This is a genomic window from Microbacterium halotolerans (assembly GCF_003569805.1).
GTDB classification, from domain to species: domain Bacteria; phylum Actinomycetota; class Actinomycetes; order Actinomycetales; family Microbacteriaceae; genus Microbacterium; species Microbacterium halotolerans.
On the sequence record NZ_KZ984053.1, the window covers coordinates 196,684 to 215,911 of the forward strand.

The following is a 19,228-nucleotide window of genomic DNA, read 5'->3' on the forward strand; positions in this document are numbered from 1 at the left end:
TGAGCGTCGATTCCGACGAGCGATTGCCCCTCCGGATGACCTGATGTGCGAGCCGGATGCGAGGCAGTGCGGTCCGGATGGATCCGGACTCGTCGCCACGCGGGCGTCGACGTCGCTCACGGGTCACACGAACGGACACACGCAAGCTCCGCGCATATTCTATCGCACACCCGCTGCTGCGAAGGGCACCACGCCAGATGAACCGCTCGCGGTGCCTCCCCCGCTGGCCGGTCAGGACCAGAGCGCCGCGGCGATCGACTCGCTGTACTCGGGTTCGACCGACGAATTCAGCTCGCGCGTCGCCGCCCAGCCGCCTCCGCCGAACACGTGCGTCTCGGTCGACTCCGCCTGCCCAGCATCACCGTTGATGGTGTTCTTCAGCGAGCACACCTCTGGCTCCCCGTCCGTGCAGGTGAACCCCGACTGCTCGAGCGCTGTGCGAAGCGCGTCCGCCTGTGCGTCGTCGATCTCGGCGACGGTGGTCGCGATGCCGGTCTCGCTCGCGACACCCCAGGTGCACCGCAGCGGGTCGACCTGATCGAGTAGTTCGAGCGCTCCGACGACCTCGGACGACAGCATGGTCAGGCTGGGGTCGTTGAGCTGGAACCCGTCAGCGCCGTCGAGCACGTCGAACATCTCGTCGGTGTACACGGACGCGCAGTCCGCCGGCATCTCGAAGCCGGCGGGCTCGGGAGTCGACTCCGGGACCGAGGTCTCCGACGGTGACGTATCGGGCGCGGATGCTCCCGGCTCCTCCGTGTGCTCCGCTCCGGGTTCCGGCGCACAGGCGGCGGCACCCGCCGCCACGAGTGCGACGAGACCGAGAGCAGCGACACTCCGCGCGATGTTCATACGGCCAACGCTACCGAGCGCACCGCGTCGACGGCATCCGACGCGCAGAACGGCTCACACCTCGACACGCACGATGGAGCGGCGCGCCTCACATCAGGCTCGCCGCTCCATCCGGTTCAGCGCTGGAACCGGCGCAGACGCAGGCTGTTCAGGACGACGAACACGCTGGAGAACGCCATCGCCGCACCGGCGATCATCGGGTTGAGCAGGCCGAGCGCTGCGAGGGGGATCGCAGCGACGTTGTAGCCGAATGCCCAGAAGAGGTTGCCGCGGATGATCGACATCATCCGCCTGGACAGCCTCACGGCATCGGCGACGGCCGCAAGCGACTCGCGCACGAGCGTGACGTCGCTGGCGTGACGGGCGGCGTCGGTCCCTCCGCCCATCGCGATGCCGAGGTCGGCTGCGGCGAGCGCCGCGGAGTCGTTGATGCCGTCTCCGACCATCGCGACCCTGTGCCCGGCCTCCCTCAGCCTGCGCACCTCGGCGATCTTGACCTCCGGCGTGGCACCTGCCGACACCCTGTCGATACCGACCTCGTCGGCCACCCTCCGGGCGACCCGTTCGGCGTCTCCCGTCAGCAGGACGACGTCGAGACCGAGGTCGTGCAGTTCGGCGACCGCTGCCGCGCTGTCGTCGCGCACCGTGTCGGCCACCTCGATGACCCCGCGAGCGACGGAGCCCGCACCCTGCTCGGCCCAGCCGACGACCACGACGGTTCCCGCCGCGTTCGCCACGGCGTCGGCCACGGCATCCGGCACATCGGCACCCAGTTCGCGTGCCAGAGCAAGGCTGCCGGCGAACGCGTCGACGCCGGACACGGTTCCGCTCACGCCGCGACCGGAGTGACTGCGGAAGCCGTCGACCGCGGGCAGCCCGCCCCCTGCTTCGGCGACGACGGCCGCAGCCAGGGGGTGCTGAGATCCTGTCTCGAGCGCACCGGCCATGCGCAGGACCTCCTCGCGATCCGCCCCGTCGGCGACGGCGACAGCGCTCACGCTCATCCGGCCGCTGGTCACGGTTCCCGTCTTGTCGAGGACGACCGTGTCGATGCGCCCCGCCGTCTCGATCGCCTCCGGCCCTGTGACGAGCACGCCCAGCTGGGCTCCGCGGCCCGTGCCGACCAGAATCGCGACGGGCGTTGCGAGACCGAGTGCGCACGGGCAGGCGATGATCAGCACGGCGATCGCTGCAGCGAGCGCCTGATCGATGCTGCCGCCGAAGGCGAGCCACGCGACGAGCGTGATGATCGACAGGGCGATCACGACCGGGACGAACACTGAGGAGATGCGGTCTGCGAGCCGCTGCACGCGTCCCTTGACCGCCTGCGCGTCTTCGACGAGCCGCGCCATGTGCGCCAGACGCGTGTCGGCGCCGACGGCTGTGGCCCTGATCACCAGCCGTCCGTCGACGGCGATCGTGCCGCCGGTGACGGCATCGCCTTCAGCGGCCGTGACGGGAACGGACTCCCCCGTCATCGCGCTGGCGTCGACCGCGGCGCCGCCGGAGACCACGACACCGTCCGCGGCGATGCGCTCGCCCGGACGGGCGACGAACAGATCGTCCAGCCGCAGCCGCGAGGTCGGAATCACTTCGTCGTCCGCCCCGTCTGGCCTCGCACGCATGACCTCGTCCGCGCCGAGTTCCATCAGCGCGCGCAGAGCGGCACCGGCCCGGCGACGCGAGCGCTGCTCGATGAATCGGCCCGCCAGCAGGAACACCGTGACGATGGCTGCGACCTCGTAGTACACGTGAGCGCCGATCGGAGTCGCCCAGATGCTCCAGGCGAGCGCCGCGACCGTGCCGAGGGTGATGAGCGTGTCCATCGTCATCGCACCGTGCCGGGCGTTCTGGAAGGTGGCGCGGTGGAACGGCCAACCGCCCCACAGCACGACCGGGAGCGTGAGGACGAGCGCCATCCATTCCCACCCGGGGAAGTGGATGGCCGGGATCATCGATACGACGAGCACGGGTGCGGAGAGGATCGCGCTGATGACGAGCCTGGTCAGAAGCGTCGTCGTGCCCGGGCGATCTTCGACGTCGTGGTCGTGGCCTCCTGCGTCGTGAGCCTCGTGCTCGTCGTGGCGGGAGGCGTCGTCGCTGCGCACGCTCGCGTCGTATCCCGCGGAACGGACGGCATCCACCAGTGCTGCGCCGTCCACATCGGCTGGCGCGGACACCTTGGCCGATTCCGTAGCGAGGTTCACCGCGGCCTCAACACCCGGAACCTTCTGCAATCGCTTCTCGACGCGCGCAACGCAGCTCGCGCACGTCATGCCCTCGATATCGAGGACGACGCCGCGCGCAGGCTGCGGGCTGTGGTCGGTCGTAGTGCTCATGTCGATTCCCTTCGTCGACGAGGATCGTTCCTCACCGACAGGAACAGCATACCCCCCTGGGGTATTCCTCGCCACCGATGCAGTTGTTGTTCGCCATCCCGAACATCCGGCTCTCGCATAGGCTGAGGGCATGACGCGCACGTACTCAGAGGCCGAGATCGCCCAGACCATCGACCACGCCGTCCTGAAGCCGGAGCTCACGCGCACCGACCTGGATCGCGAACTCGACATCGCAGCGGAATGGGGCGTGTGGAGCGTCTGCGTCAGGCCGAGCGATGTGGCGCACGCGTGCGAGCGGCTCGAGGGCTCGCGCGTTCGCGTGGGCACGGTGATCGGGTTCCCGCACGGCACCACGTCCACCGCGGCGAAGGTCGCCGAGGTGCGCAGGGCGGCTCAGGACGGGGCGAGCGAATTCGACATGGTGATCAACATCGCCGCGCTGCGCTCCGGCTTCGACGTCGCGGTGCGCGAGGACATCGCCGCCGTCGTGCACGCCGCAGCAGGAGCAGTCACCAAGGTGATCCTCGAGACGAGTCTGCTCGATCTCGAGCAGATCGAGCGCGGCAGCCGCCTCGCCGAGGAGGCCGGCGCGACATTCGTGAAGACGTCGACCGGCTTCGCAGGCGGCGGCGCCACCGTGGAGCACGTCGCGCTCATGCGCGCGACCGTGTCCTCGGCGGTTCAGGTGAAGGCGTCGGGCGGTGTGCGAGGGCTCGACTCCGCGACCGCCATGCTCGACGCCGGCGCCACACGCCTCGGCACCTCCGCCGCCGCGACGATCCTCTCCGAGGCGCGCTCCCGCGCCGCCGGCTCCGAGGCTTCCGGCGCTGAGGACACCGGCTCATACTGACGCCGCACCTCCCGGAACTCGGGCTGCGCCCGGCGCGGGGCGGGGTCACCTGCTCGGCCTGCGCCCGGCGACCGTCGATCACTCGTCCCGACAACGCGAGCGTTCGCTGTCCTCACTCGCTCCGGTCCCGAGGAGCTCGCGGGTGCGAGCGACGTCGTCGCGCATCTGGGTGATCAGGGAGTCGAGGCCGTCGAACGCCTCCATGCCGCGAATGCGCTGCGCGAACTCCACGTCGACTCGAGCGCCGTACAGATCGAGCTCGGTCTCATCGAGCACGTACGCCTCGACCTGTGACTCGTCGACGTCGTTGAACGTGGGATTGGCTCCGACCGAGATCGCGGCGGGGTAGCGCGTGTTCCCGAGCTCGGGCCTGGCCGCGACGAGCCATCCGGCGTAGACGCCGTCGGCGGGCACGAAGCCCTCGGATTCTGACGACAGGTTCGCGGTGGGGAAGCCCAGCTCGCGGCCGCGTTTGAGGCCGTGCACGACTTCGCCGGTCACCGAGGGCAGCCGGCCGAGCAGCTTGGCCGCGCGCGCGACGTCCCCGGCCGTGAGCAGCTCGCGCACCCAGGTCGACGACACCCGTCGCCGCTCTCCGTCACTCGCGATGTCGTCGATCACATCGACGACGAAGCCGTGCTCCGCGCCCATCCGCTCCAGCAGCGCCGTGTCCCCTGCCCCGCGGGCGCCGAACCTGAAGTCTCGGCCGACGAGCACGTGGCGCGCGCGGAGCGCGTCGACGAGCACCCGCCGGGCGAAGCTCTCCGCTTCCTCTCGGGCGAGGTTCTCATCGAAGGTGAGCATCAGGGTGGCGTCGATGCCGGTTGCCGCGAGAAGCTCGGCCTTCTGCCTCGTGCCGACCAGCGGCTTCGGACAGCGCTCCGGGGCGAGCACCGCGAGCGGGTTGCGGTCGAAGGTCACCGCGACGGTGCGGCGCTCCCCCGCAGCCGACGCCACGATCATCCGGTCGATGATCGCCCTGTGCCCCGCGTGCACACCATCGAACTTGCCGATTGCGACGATCGATTCGCCGAAGTCATCCGGCACCTCGTCCGCTCCGCGGAACAGGATCATGACGTCGCCTCGGCTCCGCTCCGGCTCGGCGCGTGAGATGTCAGCCACCACATGCCGAGGAACGGCAGCACCAGCGGCACCCAGACGTATCCAGAGCCGAAGTGAGTCCAGACCGTCGCCTCAGCGTGGAACAGGTTCTCGACCGCCGGAACGAAGCTGAGCGCACCGATGATGAGCACACCGACCAGTTCGAACGACACCGCAGCCCATGCCACGCGGTACCAGCCGGAACTGCGGGAGGAGGCCACGAGCGCGACGGTGGCCAAGATGTACACCACGGCGGCGAGCGCCGAGAGCAGGTACGGCACAGGCGCCTCGGAGAAGCGCGAGATGATCTGAGACGCGGAACGGCCCGTCGCAGCGAGCGCGAGGATGCCGTACACCCACACGAGGACGGTGCCGAGTCCGCCGATGCGGCGCGGGCGATCTGGTTCGGTCATAGCCTGCCCAGTTTAGATGGTGAACCGCCGGGAGACTGCGAGCGGGGCGCGGAGGCTCAGCTCAGCGGCGTGCTCCAGATGACGTCCATGCGCCACAGCATGACCGCAAGCGACAGCCCGACCACTCCCATGATCGCGGTGCTCCACCTGGTGCGGTCGACGAACGCCCACACCACGGCGGCGAACGGCAGCAGCGCCGCCGATGCCAGGTACATCCAGAACTCGAGCAGGTCGCCCTCAGCGGGGTTCCCTGCGAAGGGCGCGATGATCGAGACGATCACCTGAGCGAGCAGGGCGAGCTCGACGAGAGCCATCGCCCCGATGCTGAGGTCGCTGGGACGCCGCCCGGCAAGTCCGAGCACGAGGCAGAGCAGCCCGGCCGCACAGGTGAGCGCGATCAGCGCGACGGTGAGCCAGGTGATCATGCGTTCTCCGGCATATTCATCGCCGACTTGAGCGCGGAGCCCCGCTTCTCGACGATCCCGACGAGCACGCCGGTTGGGTCGACGGCCGCGGCGTGCGCTCCGGAAACCCGCTCGGCGAGACCGTCGAGCCGCTTCCCATGGCGCAGGTCCTGCGCCTGGTCCGCCGTGATGTCGAAGCGCCCGACAGCCATGACCGCCACCTCGACGGGGTCCATAGGCACGGCTCCGTCAAGGTGGTCGCCGTCGACCGCGTCGGCGACGTCGAAGTCTCCGACGCGCGTGCGGCGCAGGAAGGTGAGGTGCCCTCCGACACCGAGATCGGCGCCGAGATCGCGAGCCAGAGCCCGGATGTAGGTGCCGGATGAGCAGTCGACGGTCACGTCGAGTTCGATCGCGCCGTCGAGTCGTCGCATCGCCGTGCGCTGGAAGCGAGAGACGGTGACCGCTCTGGCCTTCAGTTCGACGCTCTCGCCGGCACGCACGCGCTCGTATGCGCGCCGTCCGTCGACCCTGATCGCCGAGACGGCGCTCGGCACCTGCTCGATCGGCCCCGTCAGAGCCGTGATCCCCGCATCGATCCGCTCGTCGCTGACGGCGGAGACGAGCGCTGTCTCTGCCCGCTCGATGATGTCGCCCTCTGCGTCGTCCGTCGTCGTCGCCTCGCCGAGCCGAATCGTCGCCTCGTAGGTCTTGCCGAGGCCGACCAGGTACGTCAGCAGCCGGGTCGCGCCGTTGATGCCGATCAGCAGCAGGCCGGTGGCCATCGGATCCAGCGTGCCGGCATGGCCGACCTTGCGGGTGCCGAATGCCCGCCGTGTGCGCGCAACGACGTCGTGGCTGGTGACGCCCTTGGGCTTGTCGACGAGGAGGACGCCAGAACTCATCCCCTCAGCCTATGGGACGTGCCTGATGGACGTATCACGGCCCGTCGGCTGCTGGCCGAGCCGTCGGTCAGTCGCGCGGGTCGCGGCGTCTCAGCAGCAGCACGCCGTCCTCGATCGTGCTCGGTTCGCCGTCGGGTGACGTCGTCGCCCGCTCGCGGGTCTCGGAGAGCACGACCTCCCACGCATCCGGATCAAGGGCGAGCATCTCCCGCTCTTCCTCCGGAGCGAGGAAGCGGTGGTGTCCGGCGTGCGCATCACCGGCCCATGGCGGTGCGCTCGCGTGCGAGGTGATCAGGAGATGCCCGCCCGCGGCGACGCGTTCGGCCGCCCGCCTCAGGATGTCCTCGCGCGGCTCGCTCGCCGGGGAGTGCAGGAAACTCGAGGTGACCAGGTCGTATACCTTCCCCGACACGGCGTCGACATCGCCCACCGTGAATTCCGCGCTGCCCGAGCCGAGATCGGCCGCTGCCGCGGCTTCGACTGCGCGTCGGACTGCCGTGGTCGACACATCGACTCCGGTGGCATCCCAGCCGCGCTCGGCGAGCCAGATCACGTCCGCGCCCTCACCGCTGCCGACATCGAGGGCGCGGCCGGGAACAAGGTTCCCTGCGACGTCGGCGAGCACGCCGTTGACCGAGTGCGACCACACGCGGTCGGCTCCGGAGTAGCGCTCCTCCCAGAGTGCTGCGGTCGAGACCTCCGGCCACGGCTCGCCGGACTTCGCGGCCGCGTCGAATTCGGCGGTCACGAGTGCGGCGTTCACCGCCGCTCCCACAAAGGAGCCGTCGCCGATCGACTTCGGAACGTTGGCACCGGGATTGACGACGTTCCCGACCGCCCAGATCCTCTCGTCGCTCGTCCGTCCCATCTCGTCGACCTCGATGAACCGCCCGAACGGCGTCTCGGACCTGGTGAGTTCGAGCGGCGCCAGGAACGCGTCGTGCGGCCTCGGGACGCCCATGGTGAAGATGGCGTCCGCGGCGATCTCGCGGCCGTCGCTGAGACGGACGTTCGAGATCTGCGCGCCGTCGCCGACCACTTCGGCGACGGGTTCCGACTCCAGCCGGACGCCGCGTGCGCGCAGCCGCGCCTGCGTTTCGGGAGTGAGCTCGCCGAGCCCCGCGGTGAGCACGGTGACGTCGTCGCTCCACTGGCGGATCAGCTCCGCCTGGTGCAGCCCGAGCGGCGAAGTCGTGAGCACCGCAAGACGCTTGTCGCGCACCTCCCAGCCGTGACAGTACGGGCAGTGCAGCACCGTCCGCCCCCAGCGCTCGGCAAGACCGGGGATGTCGGGAAGGTCGTCGGTGAGCCCGGTGGCGACGACCAGCGCCCGCGTGCTGTGCTCGCGGCCGTCGAGCGTGCGCACCATGAGTCCGTCCGCATCGCGTTCGACACGTTCGATCGTTCCTGCGGTGAATTCGACGCCGTAGGCCTCTGCTTCAGTGCGGCCGCGAGCCGCCAGGTCTCGCGGCGACGCTCCGTCATGACCGAGCACGCCGTTCATGTGGTCGGCGAAGCGGTTGCGGGGGCTTCCCGCATCGATCACGAGCGCGCGTCTGCGCGCTCGCCCGAGCATGACTGCGGCGGACAGACCTGTCGGCCCGCCGCCTGCAACGATGACATCCCAAGAGTTCTGCATGTCCCCATGTTGTGCGAGACTGTGCACGACCGCAAACAATATTGCAGAAATGGCAAAGGGAGCGCGATGCGAGCGGAACTGGACCAGATCGGGCCGCGCCTGCGCGCCGAACGACGATCGCGCGGGCTCACGCTCGAGGAGCTGGCAGCGAGCGCCGACATGTCGACGAGCACGCTCTCCCGCTTGGAATCGGGCAAGCGCCAAGCCAACCTCGAGCTCCTGCTCCCGCTCACGAGGCGGTTGGGCATCCGGATCGACGACCTCCTGCCCGCGAAGCCGGCCGACCCCCGAGTGCATCGCCCCGCCGTCACGAGGGACGGACTCACCATCGTGCCGCTCGCACCCGAGCACTCATCGGTGATGACGTTCAAGATCACCTACCCGGCAGGCGTCGCCCTGCCGGAGCTGCGCACCCACGACGGCTACGAGTGGCTGTACGTGCTGACCGGAAAGCTGCGGCTTCGCCTCGGCGAACAGGATCTCGTGCTCGCCCGCGGCGAGGCCGCGGAGTTCGACACCCACACGCCGCATGCCATGTCGGCCGCCGGCGGGCGCGCGGCGCAGGTGATCAGCATCTTCAACGAGAAGGGCGCGAAGATCCACACCCGCACGAGCGAGACGGAGTAGCGCCTACGGAGCGCAGGCTCCCGAGCCCTCTGCGTCGCCCGCCAGAACGATTCCGACGACTCGGCCGCTGTCGCCGATTGTGAACGACAGCGTCGCGCCGGGCGCGGTCCTCCCCTCCGGATGCAGCTCGATCGCTCCTGCCGTGGGAGCGGCGGTCTCCTCGGCCGCGGGGTAGACGGCCCTCACCTCGTCGCGAGTGGAACCGAGCCCGAGCCCCTCCGGCGTGCGCGGGGCCTCGCTCGGCGCACCGATCTCGCCCGAGACCTCGATCTCGACGATGCCGGACGCCGCGGCGGCGAACGTCACGTCGAAGCCGGCCTCACCGTGCCAGCTCACGGTGCACTCGTCGACTGATCGCCATGTGTCGGGCAGCGTCTCAAGCGTCGTCGCGAAATCGTCACCGATTCGGACGCCGCCGACCGCTCCTGCCGAGATCACCCACGTCGTGGGATCCTCCGGGTCCTCGTCCGCCGAGCTGACGGGCGTCTCCGCCATCGCAGCCAGTCCGTCGGAGGGCGGCAGGTCTGAGTCGGAGTCGGCTCCTCCGACCGCGGTGCATGCGGCGAGCGCTCCTGCGAGCGCGACCGACGCGACGAAGGCGCCGAGCGCGCGCGGGCGCAGAGAGAATTCGGGGAAGGGCACCCAGGACACGCTACGGATGTCAGATCACGAGACGGCCGCGCCGCGATCACGGTTCGATCGCGATCAGCCGTGCACGCTCTCAGGAACGCATGCAGACGAATGGTATGCGACACCGCTGAGGTTCTAGGCTGAATGGATGCAGTCCGCCATCACCGAGGCCCTCCTGCCCTGGTACCGCACCAATGCGCGCGCGTTGCCGTGGCGCGCGGACGGATTCGGCGCGTGGGGTGTGCTCGTCTCCGAGTTCATGCTGCAGCAGACGCCCGTCGCCCGAGTGATCCCGCTGCTGGACGCGTGGCTGAGCCGCTGGCCGACTCCGACCTCGCTGGCGGATGAGGCTCCTGCAGAGGCTGTGAAGGCGTGGTCGAACCTCGGCTATCCACGACGTGCCCTCTGGCTGCACCGGGCGGCGGTGCAGATCCGCGACCATCACGACGGGGTCGTGCCTCGCAGCGTCGATACGCTGCTCTCCCTCACCGGCGTCGGTGACTACACCGCACGTGCGGTCGCCGTCTTCGCCTACGGCGACCGCCATCCGGTTGTCGATACGAACACCCGACGCGTGATGGCGAGGGCGATCGACGGTGCTGCGCACCCCGCGCCCCCTCGTCCCGCCGACCTCGACCAGATGGCCGCGCTGCTTCCGGCGTCGCACGCGGAGGCCGCAGTGATGAACGCGGCGGTGATGGAATTGGGCCAGGTCACCTGCACGGCTCGCTCCCCCGCGTGCGGGACGTGCCCGATCGCCGACGCGTGCGCGTGGCACGCCGCCGGCCGGCCCGAGACCCCGGACACCCGTCGCAAGCAGGCCAAGTACGAGGGCAGCGACCGGCAGGCGCGGGGCGCTGTGATGCGCGAACTGCGCGGGGCGACCTCACCGATCGCGCAGCAGCGCATCCTCGCCGACTGGCATGACGCGGCTCAGCGCGACCGGGCGGTGCTCACCCTTCTGGACGACGGTCTCATCGAGTCGACGGACGGCGAGCTGCACCTGCCCCGCTGACGCACCTCGGCCGCGGAACTTCCATGGACCGCACCTCCGCAGCAGGGCTGATTCAGCGCATCGAGCCGCTTCCTCTTGCCTCTGATTGAACAATCGTTTAGCATACTGAACATGAGTTCAGCCGAAGATCGGACGACGAGGGCGCGGATCCGTGACGCGGGCGTTGCGGCCTTCGCCGCCGGCGGCTTCTCCCGGACCACGATCCGGGGCATCGCACAGGCCGCCGGCGTCTCCCCCGGCCTGGTCATCCATCACTTCGGGTCGAAGGACGGCCTGCGGAGGGAATGCGACGACTACGTCTTCACCGCGATCTTCGATGCGAAGCGCGGTGCGGCGCCACAGGCCGCACCCGACGCGATCGCCTCGATGTTCCGCGACGAGCGGATGCACACGATCGTCGAGTACTTGGTGAAGTCTCTGCTCGACCCGTCCGAGCACGGTCAACGCCATTTCGACCACTACGTCGATCTCGTCGAGGAGCTCCTCGGCTCCGGCTTCGCCGGGTACTCGTTCCGGCACTCGGACGACAACAGGGCACAGGCGGCCATGGTCGCCGTCCTCGCTCTCACGCCCATGATGCTGCAGCATCGCCTGCAGTCCGTGCTGGGCACGCAGGACACCGCCTCGACCCTCGCTCGTCTCTCGCAGCCGCTGCTCGACCTGTACATGCGCGGCATCATCGTCGACTCCCCGAACCACACGGACGCCGACGGAACCACAGACTCTGCCACCACCGCGCCTGCGGAAGACCCCGACGCGCCCCGAGACGAACGGAGAATGCCATGACCGCAGCACCCCGTGCGGCAGACACCGCCGCTTCCCGCCCCGGCACGGACTCCGCCATCGATATCGCAGGGCTCGTCAAACGGTACGGGAGCGTCACAGCGCTCGACGGCTTCGACCTGACGGTGACGCGCGGCGAGGTGCACGGCCTCCTCGGCCCCAACGGCGCGGGGAAGTCCACGACCATGCGCATACTGCTGGGGATCCTGCGCCACGACTCGGGGCGCGTGCGTCTTCTCGGCGGCCACCCGTTCTCGGACGCGGTCGCCCTGCACCGACGCCTCGCCTACGTGCCCGGCGACGTCGAACTGTGGCCGAACCTCACCGGCGGCGAGACCATCGACCTGTTCACGCGGCTGCGCGGCGGAGCGGATCGGAGCAAGCGCGACGAGCTGATCGAGAGATTCGACCTCGATCCGCGTAAGAAGGGACGCACGTATTCGAAGGGGAACAGGCAGAAGGTCGCGCTCATCGCCGCGCTGGCATCGGACGTCGAACTGCTGCTGCTCGACGAGCCGACCGCCGGCCTCGATCCACTGATGGAAGCGGTCTTCCAGGAGTGCATCCACGAGGCCAAGCGCGCCGGGCGCACGGTGCTGCTGTCCAGCCACATCCTCGCCCAGGTCGAGGTTCTCGCCGACCGGATCTCGATCGTGCGGCAGGGACGGATCGTCGAGACCGGCACACTCGACGACCTGCGGCACCTGTCGCGCACCACCGTCTCAGTGCGCACGGACGAGCCCCTCGCCGGCCTGAACGAGCGTGCCGGAGTGCACAACGTGCTCGCCGAAGGCGAGCACGTCCGTTTCGATGCGGATGCCGACCACCTGCCCGAGATCATGCGCGACCTCGCGGGGCACGGCGTGCGGGCTCTCACCGCAGCGCCGCCGACTCTCGAGCAGCTGCTCCTGCGCCACTACGGCGACGGCGAGGAATCATGACCGCCGTCACCGAACGTCCCCGCAGCGAGCGCCGAGAGCCGGCATCGGGCGGCCCGCTGACGGGCACGGGCATGCTGCTGCGCTTCATGCTGCGCCGCGACCGGATCCGCTTCCCCGTCTGGGTGCTCGCCCTGAGCGTCATGGCCGCGTACTTCTCGAACGTGATCGCCCTGGTGATGGACGAGGAAGCGCTGAACGCGATGACGGCGTTCGCGGCGAACCCCATCATGGGTCTCATCGGCGGCCCCGGCTTCGGCTTCGATGCCATCACCGTGCCGAGGTTCGTCGTCGGAATGTACGGCACCAGCCTCATGCTGGGCGCGGCGTTCATGAGCATCACCACGGTCTCGCGCCACACCCGGGTCGAGGAGCAGACCGGTCGCGCCGAGCTGATCCGCGCGAACGTGGTCGGCAGACACGCGCCCCTCGCCGCCGCGCTGATCATCGCAGCGTCGATGAACATCGTGATGGCGCTTGTGACGGGGCTCACGATGATGTCGTCGACTGCAGAGCCGGCGCCCGCGGGATCGCTGCTGTTCGGCGCGGGCCTGGGGGCAGCCGGCCTCGCCTTCGCGGGAGTCGCCGCTGTGACCGCGCAGCTGAGCCCCTTCTCACGAGCGGCATCCGGACTCGCGGGCCTGGTGCTCGGTGTGAGCTTCGTCGTCCGGGGGCTCGGCGACATGTCAGCTGTGCAGAACGGTGATCTCGCGTGGCTGTCGTGGCTGTCGCCGCTCGGCTGGCCGCAGCAGACGGCGCCGTTCACGAACGACGACTGGTGGCCGCTCCTGCTGAGCGTCGCGCTCTTCGCGGTGCTCGTCGCTCTGGCGTTCGTCCTGCAGTCGCGCCGCGACCTCGCCGCAGGCATCCTGCCTGACAGGCTGGGCCGCGCCGCAGCGCGCGGCTGGCTGCGCGGCCCGCTCTCGCTCGCCTACCGCCTGCAGCGACCTGCCATCGCCGGTTGGTCGATCGCGATGCTGCTCGGCGGCGTGACGTTCGGCGCCTTCACGCGCCCGATGGCGGACGGCGCTGAGGGCATGCCGGAGCAGATCGTCGGGCTGATGGGCGGCACCGACGGCATCGTCGAGGGATACGTCGGCTTCATGGGCGTGTACTTCGCGATGATGGTCGCGGCCTTCGCGATCATCTCCGTGCAGTCGCTCCGAACCGAGGAGCAGGGAGTGCGCACGGAGGCCGTGCTGGCAACCGGCGTCAGCCGGTCGGCGTGGCTGCTGTCGTGGACGCTCGTCACCGCGGTCGGGTCGCTCTGGCTGCTCGCGCTCGCGGGGTTCGGCGAGGGCATCGGCGCGGCGGCGGGGATGAACGACTGGAGCATGTTCTGGCCGGTCGCGTTCGGGCACGCCGCGCAGGTGTCTGCCGTCTGGCTGCTGCTCGGCCTCGCCGTCGGCCTGTACGGCGTCGCACCGCGCGTCCTCGGGCTGACGTGGGCCGTGTTCATCGTCGGCGCGCTGCTGTCGCTCTTCGGCGAGATGCTCGACCTCGACGACGCCGTACTCGCCGCATCGCCGTTCCGCCACGTGGGCGAATACCCCGCGGACGACATCTCATGGGCCGGCATCGCCGTGCTGACCGGCATCGGTGCGGCGTGCACGATGCTCGGCACGATCGTCTTCCGACGCCGCGACCTGACCACCGCCTGACAGCCGGGGCGCGTCGATCCGGTCGATGGATCGGATCGACGCGCCCCGGCGGGTACAGCGTCAGCGCGACGCGGCCGGTTCGGTCACCTCACCGAGGACTCGCTCGAATCCGTCGGGGATGTGCAGGTCGCGCGCGTTCAGCTCCTCGATCGACGAGTGGCCGAGACCCAGTACGGCGGAGTCGAGGCCCATGCGCATCAGATCCAGTACGTTCTCGACACCCGCCTGCCCGTTGGCCGCGAGGCCCCAGAGGTAGGCCCGCCCGATCAGCACCGCGCGTGCGCCCAGCGCGAGCGCTTTGGCGACGTCGCCGCCTCGGCGCACTCCGCCGTCGAGAAGCACCTCGACCCTGTCCCCCACGGCGTCGACGACGGGGCCGAGGCAGCGGATCGATGCAGGGGTCGTGTCGAGGTTGTTGCCGCCGTGGTTCGACACCGAGATCGCGTCGACGCCGATGTCGGCGGCCCGGCGCGCGTCGTCGACACGGGTGATGCCCTTCATCATGAACGGGCCGCCCCACTCCTCTCGCAGCCAGGCCAGGTCCTCCCATGACGGAGGCGGCGTCTGAGTCCATTCGCCGTACGCGCCGAAGAAGGTCGGAGCGTCCTCACCCGGCATCGTGAGATTCGGCACCGTCAGATCGGGAAGCCCCGCCCTGAGCCACTGCGCCGTCCACTGCGGGCGTCTGATGCCCTCAGGGGCCATCTTGTAGACCGCCTGGAGCGTCATCCGCTCCGGGATCTCCGGGCTCCCCCAGTCGCGCCCGAACGAGTACGACCAGTCCGTCGTCGAGATCAGCGCCTTCGCGCCAGCGGCGCGCGCCCTGTCCATTCGGTATCGCATAGCATCCCGAGTACCGGTCCAGTACATCTGGAAGAAGGTGTTCTCGTTCGCGGCCGTGACCTCCTCGACGGTCTTCGACGCGAACGAACTCAGCCCCATGATCAGGCCGCGGTTCGCCGCCGCACGCGCGACGGCCGTCTCGCCCTCGGGCCGAATCGCCTGCACGCCCGTCGGTGAGATCATCACCGGCATCGACACGGGGATGCCCATGATCGTGGTCGAGAGGTCGCGCTGTGCTCGGTGGCCAGCAACGTGCGGGGCGAACTCGAGTTCGGCGAAGGCGTCCTGGTTGTCCTGCGGGGTGCGCCCTCGCTCCGATCCGGCGACGAGCGCCGAGTACACGGATGGCGGCAGGAACTGCTCGGATCGCCGCTGCGCCTCCCGCACCGTTTCGAACCAGGGATTGCGCACCCACGGCCACAGTCTGCTCATACTCGTACACCCTTCGCCATCGACGGTTGCGTCTTCCAGACACTAATGGCACTCAGTGCCAAAGGGAAGAGTCTGCCTCGTCGCGGAAGGGTTTCCGAGCAGTGCTACTGCTCCTCGTCGTCGTGCCGGTACGGGTCGGCATCGCCTGCGTATCGCGCGCCTTCAGCGAGGCCGCGCACCTGCTCGTCGCGCTCCTGCGCCTCTGCGAGCAGCGCGGTCAGATGCGTCGCCTCCTCAGGCAGCGCATCCGGAATGAACTCGAGCGTCGGGGTGAGGCGCGTGTTCAGGTGTCGCCCGACCTCGCTGCGGAGCATGCCCGTCGCGGCCTTCAGCGCGGCGGCAGTGCCCTCGCGCTCCTCGTCCGTGCCGTAGACGGTGTAGAAGACCGACGCGTTCTGCAGGTCGCCCGTCACGCGCACCTCGGTGATGGTGACGAAGCCGAGCCGCGGGTCGCGCAGCCCCTTCTGCAGGCGTTCGGACAGAATCACCCTGATGCGGTCCGCCACGCGGGCCTGGCGTTCACCGGCCATGAGATATCCCCTTCGAGAACGGTTCTGCCGGGTGGCTGGTGGCCACCCGGCAGAACCATCAAATCACGTCAGACGCGAGGCTTCTCGACCATCTCGATGGTCTCGATCTCGTCGCCGATCTGGATGTCGTTGAACTTGCCGAGTCCGATACCGGCCTCGTAGTCCGTCCTGACCTCGGTGACGTCGTCCTTGAAGCGGCGCAGCGACTCGATGGCCAGGCCGTCGGCGAGCACGACGCCGTCGCGGATGATGCGCGCCTTGGCGTTGCGCGTGATCGTACCGCTGCGGACGATGACACCCGCGATGTTGCCGAACTTCGAGGAGCGGAACACCTCTCGGATCTCGGCGACACCCGACTGCACCTCCTCGTACTCGGGCTTGAGCATGCCCTTGAGCGAGGCCTCGACGTCATCGATCGCGTTGTAGATGACGTTGTAGAAGCGGGTATCGACGCCCTCGCGGTTCGCGGCCTCGCGCGCCTTGGTGTCAGGACGCACGTTGAAGCCGAGCACGATCGCGTTGTCGATCGTGGCGAGGTTGATGTCGCTCTCGGTGATCGCACCGACGCCGCGGTGGATGATCCGCAGCTGGACGCTGTCGTCGACCTCGATCTTGAGCAGCGCCTCTTCGAGCGCCTCGACGGCACCGGAGACGTCACCCTTGATGATGAGGTTGAGCGACTCGACCTTGCCCTCTTCGAGTGCCTTGGTGAAGTCCTCGAGCGACATGCGCTTGCGCGCCTTCGCCAGGGCGGCGTTGCGCTCGACGGCTTCGCGCTTCTCGGCGATCTGGCGGGCGGTGCGGTCGTCCTCTGAAACGAGGAACAGGTCGCCGGCGCGCGGCACCGAGTTGAGCCCCTGGACCTGAACGGGACGCGACGGAGCCGCTTCCTTGATCCGCTCGCCGTGCTCGTCGATCATGGCCCGCACACGGCCGAAAGCCGTGCCGGCGACGATCGGGTCACCGACGTGAAGCGTTCCGCCCTGCACGAGGACGGTCGCCACGGAGCCGCGGCCCTTGTCGAGCTTCGCCTCGATCGCGATCCCGCGCGCTTCCTTGTTCGGGTTCGCTCGGAGGTCGAGACCTGCGTCAGCTGTGAGGAGAACTGCGTCCAGGAGGTTCTGGATTCCCTCGCTCTTGATCGCCGACACGTCGACGAACATGACCTCGCCGCCGTACTCCTCTGCGATCAGGCCGTACTCGGTGAGCTGCTGGCGCACCTTGTCGGGGTTCGCGTCCGGCTTGTCGACCTTGTTCACCGCGACCACGATCGGCACCTCGGCCGCCTGGGCGTGGTTCAGCGCCTCGACCGTCTGCGGCATGATGCCGTCGTCGGCCGCGACCACGAGGATCGCGATGTCGGTGACGTCGGCACCACGGGCGCGCATGGCTGTGAAGGCCTCGTGACCCGGGGTGTCGATGAAGGTGATGGCGCGATCATGGCCGTCGTGCTCAGTCCAGATCTGATAGGCACCGATGTGCTGCGTGATGCCGCCGGCCTCGCCCTCGATCACCGTCGTGTGACGGATCGCGTCGAGCAGTCGCGTCTTACCGTGATCGACGTGACCCATCACTGTCACCACGGGAGGACGGATCTCGAGGTTCTCGTCGTCCTCTTCGAGCTCCTCCTGCTCGAGGTTGAGGCCGAAGCTCTCGAGGAGCTCTTTGTCCTCGTCCTCGGGCGAGACCATCTGCATCTTGTAGCCGAGCTCGGCGCCGAGGACCTCGAAGGTCGCCTCATCGAGCGACTCGGTCGCCGTCGCCATCTCACCGAGGTGGAACAGCACCGTGACCAGGTTGCCCGGTGGCACCGAGACGCCGTGCATCGTCTCGAGTTTGTCTGCGAAGTCCGAGATCGATGCGCCGCGGCGCATGCGGATCAGCGTGCTGCCGTCGCCGCGGGGAACCTTGACCCCGCCGACGATCGGCGCCTGCCGCATCTCGAATTCTTGCCGCTTCGCCCGACGTGACTTGCGCTGCCTGGACTTGCCGCCGCCCTTGCCGAAGGCACCGGCCGTACCGCCGCGACGACCACCGGGGCCCGGCCGACCGGCGAAGCCGCCACCAGGACGACCGGCGAAGCCGCCGCCACCGCCGCCGGGACGACCGGCGCCACCTGCGCCTGCTCCGCCACCGGGACGCTGCTGGAACGGCGCGTTGCCGCGCGCTCCACCGCCACCCTGACCCGGACGAGCGGGGCGACCGCCGCGTGCCTGGCCGGGGCGCTGCAGACCGCGACCGGGCTGCGGCTTAGGAATGTTGCCCGGGGTCGGGCGCTGGCCCATGCCCTGAGCCGTTGCGAACGGGTTGTTGCCCGGCCGCGGACCGCCTGGTCGCTGCTGGCCCATGCCCTGAGCGTTGCCGAACGGGTTGTTGCCCGGACGCGGTCCACCCGGCTTCGGTGCACCGGGCTTCGCCGCGCCCGGCTTGGGCGGGTTCGAGCCCGGCTTCGGCGCGGAGCCACCGGGATTCGGCGCGCCGGGCTTCGCAGAGCCCGGGCTCGGCGGCGACGACTTCTTGGCGGCAGCCGGAGCAGCAGGCTTCTCCTCAGCCTTCGGCTCCGCCTGCTCGGACGCAGCGGGATCCTGCGCAGGCGCAGCGGATTCCGGCACGGGCGCAGCGGATTCCTTCGCGGGCGCGCTGGAACCGGGCTTCGGCCCCGGCGTCGCGGAGGGTTTTGCGCCGGAGCGCGGCGCCGGCTTCTTCGCGGCGTCGTCTCCTGAGGTCGGCTTGGCACCATCGGCCTGAAGCGCGGCGCGCAGCTTGCGCGCGACCGGGGGCTCGATAGTGGATGACGGGCTCTTGACGAACTCGCCGAGATCCTTCAGCTTCGCGAGCGCCGACTTGCTGTCGATACCGAACTCTGCCGCGATCTCATGTACGCGTGGTTTAGCCACAATTCTCCTGTCTGGGTGGCCCACCCAGACAGGGGCAGGCCTTTAGAGGCGGACGGGTCTCATTTCGAGCCGTTCACTTGGTTTCCATAGCTGGTCAGCCATTCCTCGATGATGTGTGCGTCGAGTTGCCCCGATGCACGCAGTGTTCGTGCGAAAGCGCGCCTCTGAAGCGCGGTTCTCACACACGTCGGCGCCGGATGCAGCCACGCGCCTCGACCGGGCATCGAACGTTTTTCGTCTGGGACGAGAACCGAATCGACCGCGACCACTCGAAGGAGGGCGGCCCGGGGAGCACGCGCGCGACAACCGACGCACGTTCGTACGGGTTCCATTCTACACCTCGCCTCGAGCGCGTTCGCCTGGCGTGTC

Annotated in this window: 18 protein-coding genes; 6 read left to right on the forward strand and 12 right to left on the reverse strand. The window is 69.3% G+C overall.

Features of this window, described 5'->3' with window-relative positions; all coding sequences use genetic code 11:
* Nucleotides 1-231: 231 nt before the first annotated feature.
* Both DZG09_RS12975 and DZG09_RS12980 read right to left on the reverse strand, forming a co-directional pair.
* Nucleotides 232-852 (reverse strand): hypothetical protein, encoded by a 621-nt coding sequence (locus tag DZG09_RS12975; protein ID WP_119698174.1) that lies wholly within the window; start codon nucleotides 850-852, stop codon nucleotides 232-234.
* Between the two features lie 116 nt (nucleotides 853-968).
* Nucleotides 969-3,191 carry a heavy metal translocating P-type ATPase gene (locus DZG09_RS12980; RefSeq protein ID WP_119698175.1) on the reverse strand — a complete coding sequence of 741 codons (2,223 nt, stop codon included), beginning with the start codon at nucleotides 3,189-3,191 and terminating at the stop codon, nucleotides 969-971.
* A 130-nt stretch (nucleotides 3,192-3,321) separates the two neighbouring features.
* Here DZG09_RS12980 and deoC point away from each other — a divergent pair, with 130 nt between their 5' ends.
* Complete coding sequence (deoC, locus tag DZG09_RS12985; protein WP_119698176.1) at nucleotides 3,322-4,041, forward strand: deoxyribose-phosphate aldolase; 720 nt, start codon at nucleotides 3,322-3,324, stop codon at nucleotides 4,039-4,041.
* A 78-nt stretch (nucleotides 4,042-4,119) separates the two neighbouring features.
* Here the strand turns inward: deoC and DZG09_RS12990 are convergent, their stop codons facing one another.
* The 5 genes from DZG09_RS12990 to DZG09_RS13010 all read right to left on the reverse strand — a co-directional run bounded on the left by DZG09_RS12990 (nucleotide 4,120) and on the right by DZG09_RS13010 (nucleotide 8,503).
* Nucleotides 4,120-5,115 (reverse strand): bifunctional riboflavin kinase/FAD synthetase, encoded by a 996-nt coding sequence (locus DZG09_RS12990; protein ID WP_119698177.1) that lies wholly within the window; start codon nucleotides 5,113-5,115, stop codon nucleotides 4,120-4,122.
* Nucleotides 5,112-5,555 carry a hypothetical protein gene (locus tag DZG09_RS12995; RefSeq protein ID WP_119698178.1) on the reverse strand — a complete coding sequence of 148 codons (444 nt, stop codon included), beginning with the start codon at nucleotides 5,553-5,555 and terminating at the stop codon, nucleotides 5,112-5,114. The genes DZG09_RS12990 and DZG09_RS12995 overlap by 4 nt, the downstream gene beginning before the upstream one ends.
* 56 nt (nucleotides 5,556-5,611) lie before the next feature.
* Nucleotides 5,612-5,980, reverse strand: coding sequence for a hypothetical protein (locus tag DZG09_RS13000; protein WP_119698179.1), 369 nt, complete (start codon nucleotides 5,978-5,980; stop codon nucleotides 5,612-5,614).
* Nucleotides 5,977-6,864: a tRNA pseudouridine(55) synthase TruB gene (truB, locus tag DZG09_RS13005; protein ID WP_119698180.1), complete on the reverse strand. Its 888-nt coding sequence runs from the start codon at nucleotides 6,862-6,864 to the stop codon at nucleotides 5,977-5,979. Before truB ends, DZG09_RS13000 begins: the two co-directional genes overlap by 4 nt.
* 67 nt (nucleotides 6,865-6,931) lie before the next feature.
* Entirely contained in the window at nucleotides 6,932-8,503 is a 1,572-nt protein-coding gene (locus DZG09_RS13010) for an SAM-dependent methyltransferase (RefSeq protein ID WP_119698181.1), read from the reverse strand.
* A gap of 66 nt (nucleotides 8,504-8,569) precedes the next feature.
* On the opposite strand from DZG09_RS13010, the gene DZG09_RS13015 reads away from it, so the two are divergent.
* Nucleotides 8,570-9,130: a helix-turn-helix domain-containing protein gene (locus tag DZG09_RS13015; protein ID WP_119698182.1), complete on the forward strand. Its 561-nt coding sequence runs from the start codon at nucleotides 8,570-8,572 to the stop codon at nucleotides 9,128-9,130.
* 3 nt (nucleotides 9,131-9,133) lie between these two features.
* On the opposite strand, the gene DZG09_RS13020 is transcribed toward DZG09_RS13015, so the two are convergent.
* On the reverse strand, nucleotides 9,134-9,772 hold the full coding sequence (locus DZG09_RS13020; protein WP_162893313.1) for a hypothetical protein: 639 nt from the start codon (nucleotides 9,770-9,772) through the stop codon (nucleotides 9,134-9,136).
* 136 nt (nucleotides 9,773-9,908) lie between these two features.
* Here DZG09_RS13020 and DZG09_RS13025 point away from each other — a divergent pair, with 136 nt between their 5' ends.
* The 4 genes from DZG09_RS13025 to DZG09_RS13040 all read left to right on the forward strand — a co-directional run bounded on the left by DZG09_RS13025 (nucleotide 9,909) and on the right by DZG09_RS13040 (nucleotide 14,157).
* Nucleotides 9,909-10,775, forward strand: coding sequence for an HhH-GPD family protein (locus DZG09_RS13025; RefSeq protein WP_119698184.1), 867 nt, complete (start codon nucleotides 9,909-9,911; stop codon nucleotides 10,773-10,775).
* Between the two features lie 111 nt (nucleotides 10,776-10,886).
* Nucleotides 10,887-11,561, forward strand: a complete 675-nt coding sequence (locus DZG09_RS13030) for a TetR/AcrR family transcriptional regulator (RefSeq protein ID WP_119698185.1) — start codon at nucleotides 10,887-10,889, stop codon at nucleotides 11,559-11,561.
* Entirely contained in the window at nucleotides 11,558-12,499 is a 942-nt protein-coding gene (locus DZG09_RS13035; protein WP_119698186.1) for an ABC transporter ATP-binding protein, read from the forward strand. The genes DZG09_RS13030 and DZG09_RS13035 overlap by 4 nt, the downstream gene beginning before the upstream one ends.
* Complete coding sequence (locus DZG09_RS13040) at nucleotides 12,496-14,157, forward strand: ABC transporter permease (protein ID WP_119698187.1); 1,662 nt, start codon at nucleotides 12,496-12,498, stop codon at nucleotides 14,155-14,157. Before DZG09_RS13035 ends, DZG09_RS13040 begins: the two co-directional genes overlap by 4 nt.
* A gap of 60 nt (nucleotides 14,158-14,217) precedes the next feature.
* On the opposite strand, the gene mftD is transcribed toward DZG09_RS13040, so the two are convergent.
* The 4 genes from mftD to DZG09_RS13060 form a co-directional block, all read right to left on the reverse strand.
* Nucleotides 14,218-15,432, reverse strand: a complete 1,215-nt coding sequence (gene mftD / locus DZG09_RS13045) for a pre-mycofactocin synthase MftD (protein ID WP_119698188.1) — start codon at nucleotides 15,430-15,432, stop codon at nucleotides 14,218-14,220.
* A gap of 104 nt (nucleotides 15,433-15,536) precedes the next feature.
* The gene (gene rbfA, locus DZG09_RS13050) at nucleotides 15,537-15,962 is read right to left on the reverse strand and encodes a 30S ribosome-binding factor RbfA (RefSeq protein ID WP_119698189.1); all 426 of its coding nucleotides are present in this window, start codon (nucleotides 15,960-15,962) and stop codon (nucleotides 15,537-15,539) included.
* A 68-nt stretch (nucleotides 15,963-16,030) separates the two neighbouring features.
* Nucleotides 16,031-18,859, reverse strand: a complete 2,829-nt coding sequence (gene infB, locus DZG09_RS13055) for a translation initiation factor IF-2 (protein ID WP_119698190.1) — start codon at nucleotides 18,857-18,859, stop codon at nucleotides 16,031-16,033.
* Nucleotides 18,860-18,918: 59 nt separating this feature from the next.
* Nucleotides 18,919-19,191: a YlxR family protein gene (locus DZG09_RS13060; RefSeq protein WP_119698191.1), complete on the reverse strand. Its 273-nt coding sequence runs from the start codon at nucleotides 19,189-19,191 to the stop codon at nucleotides 18,919-18,921.
* Nucleotides 19,192-19,228 lie beyond the last annotated feature (37 nt).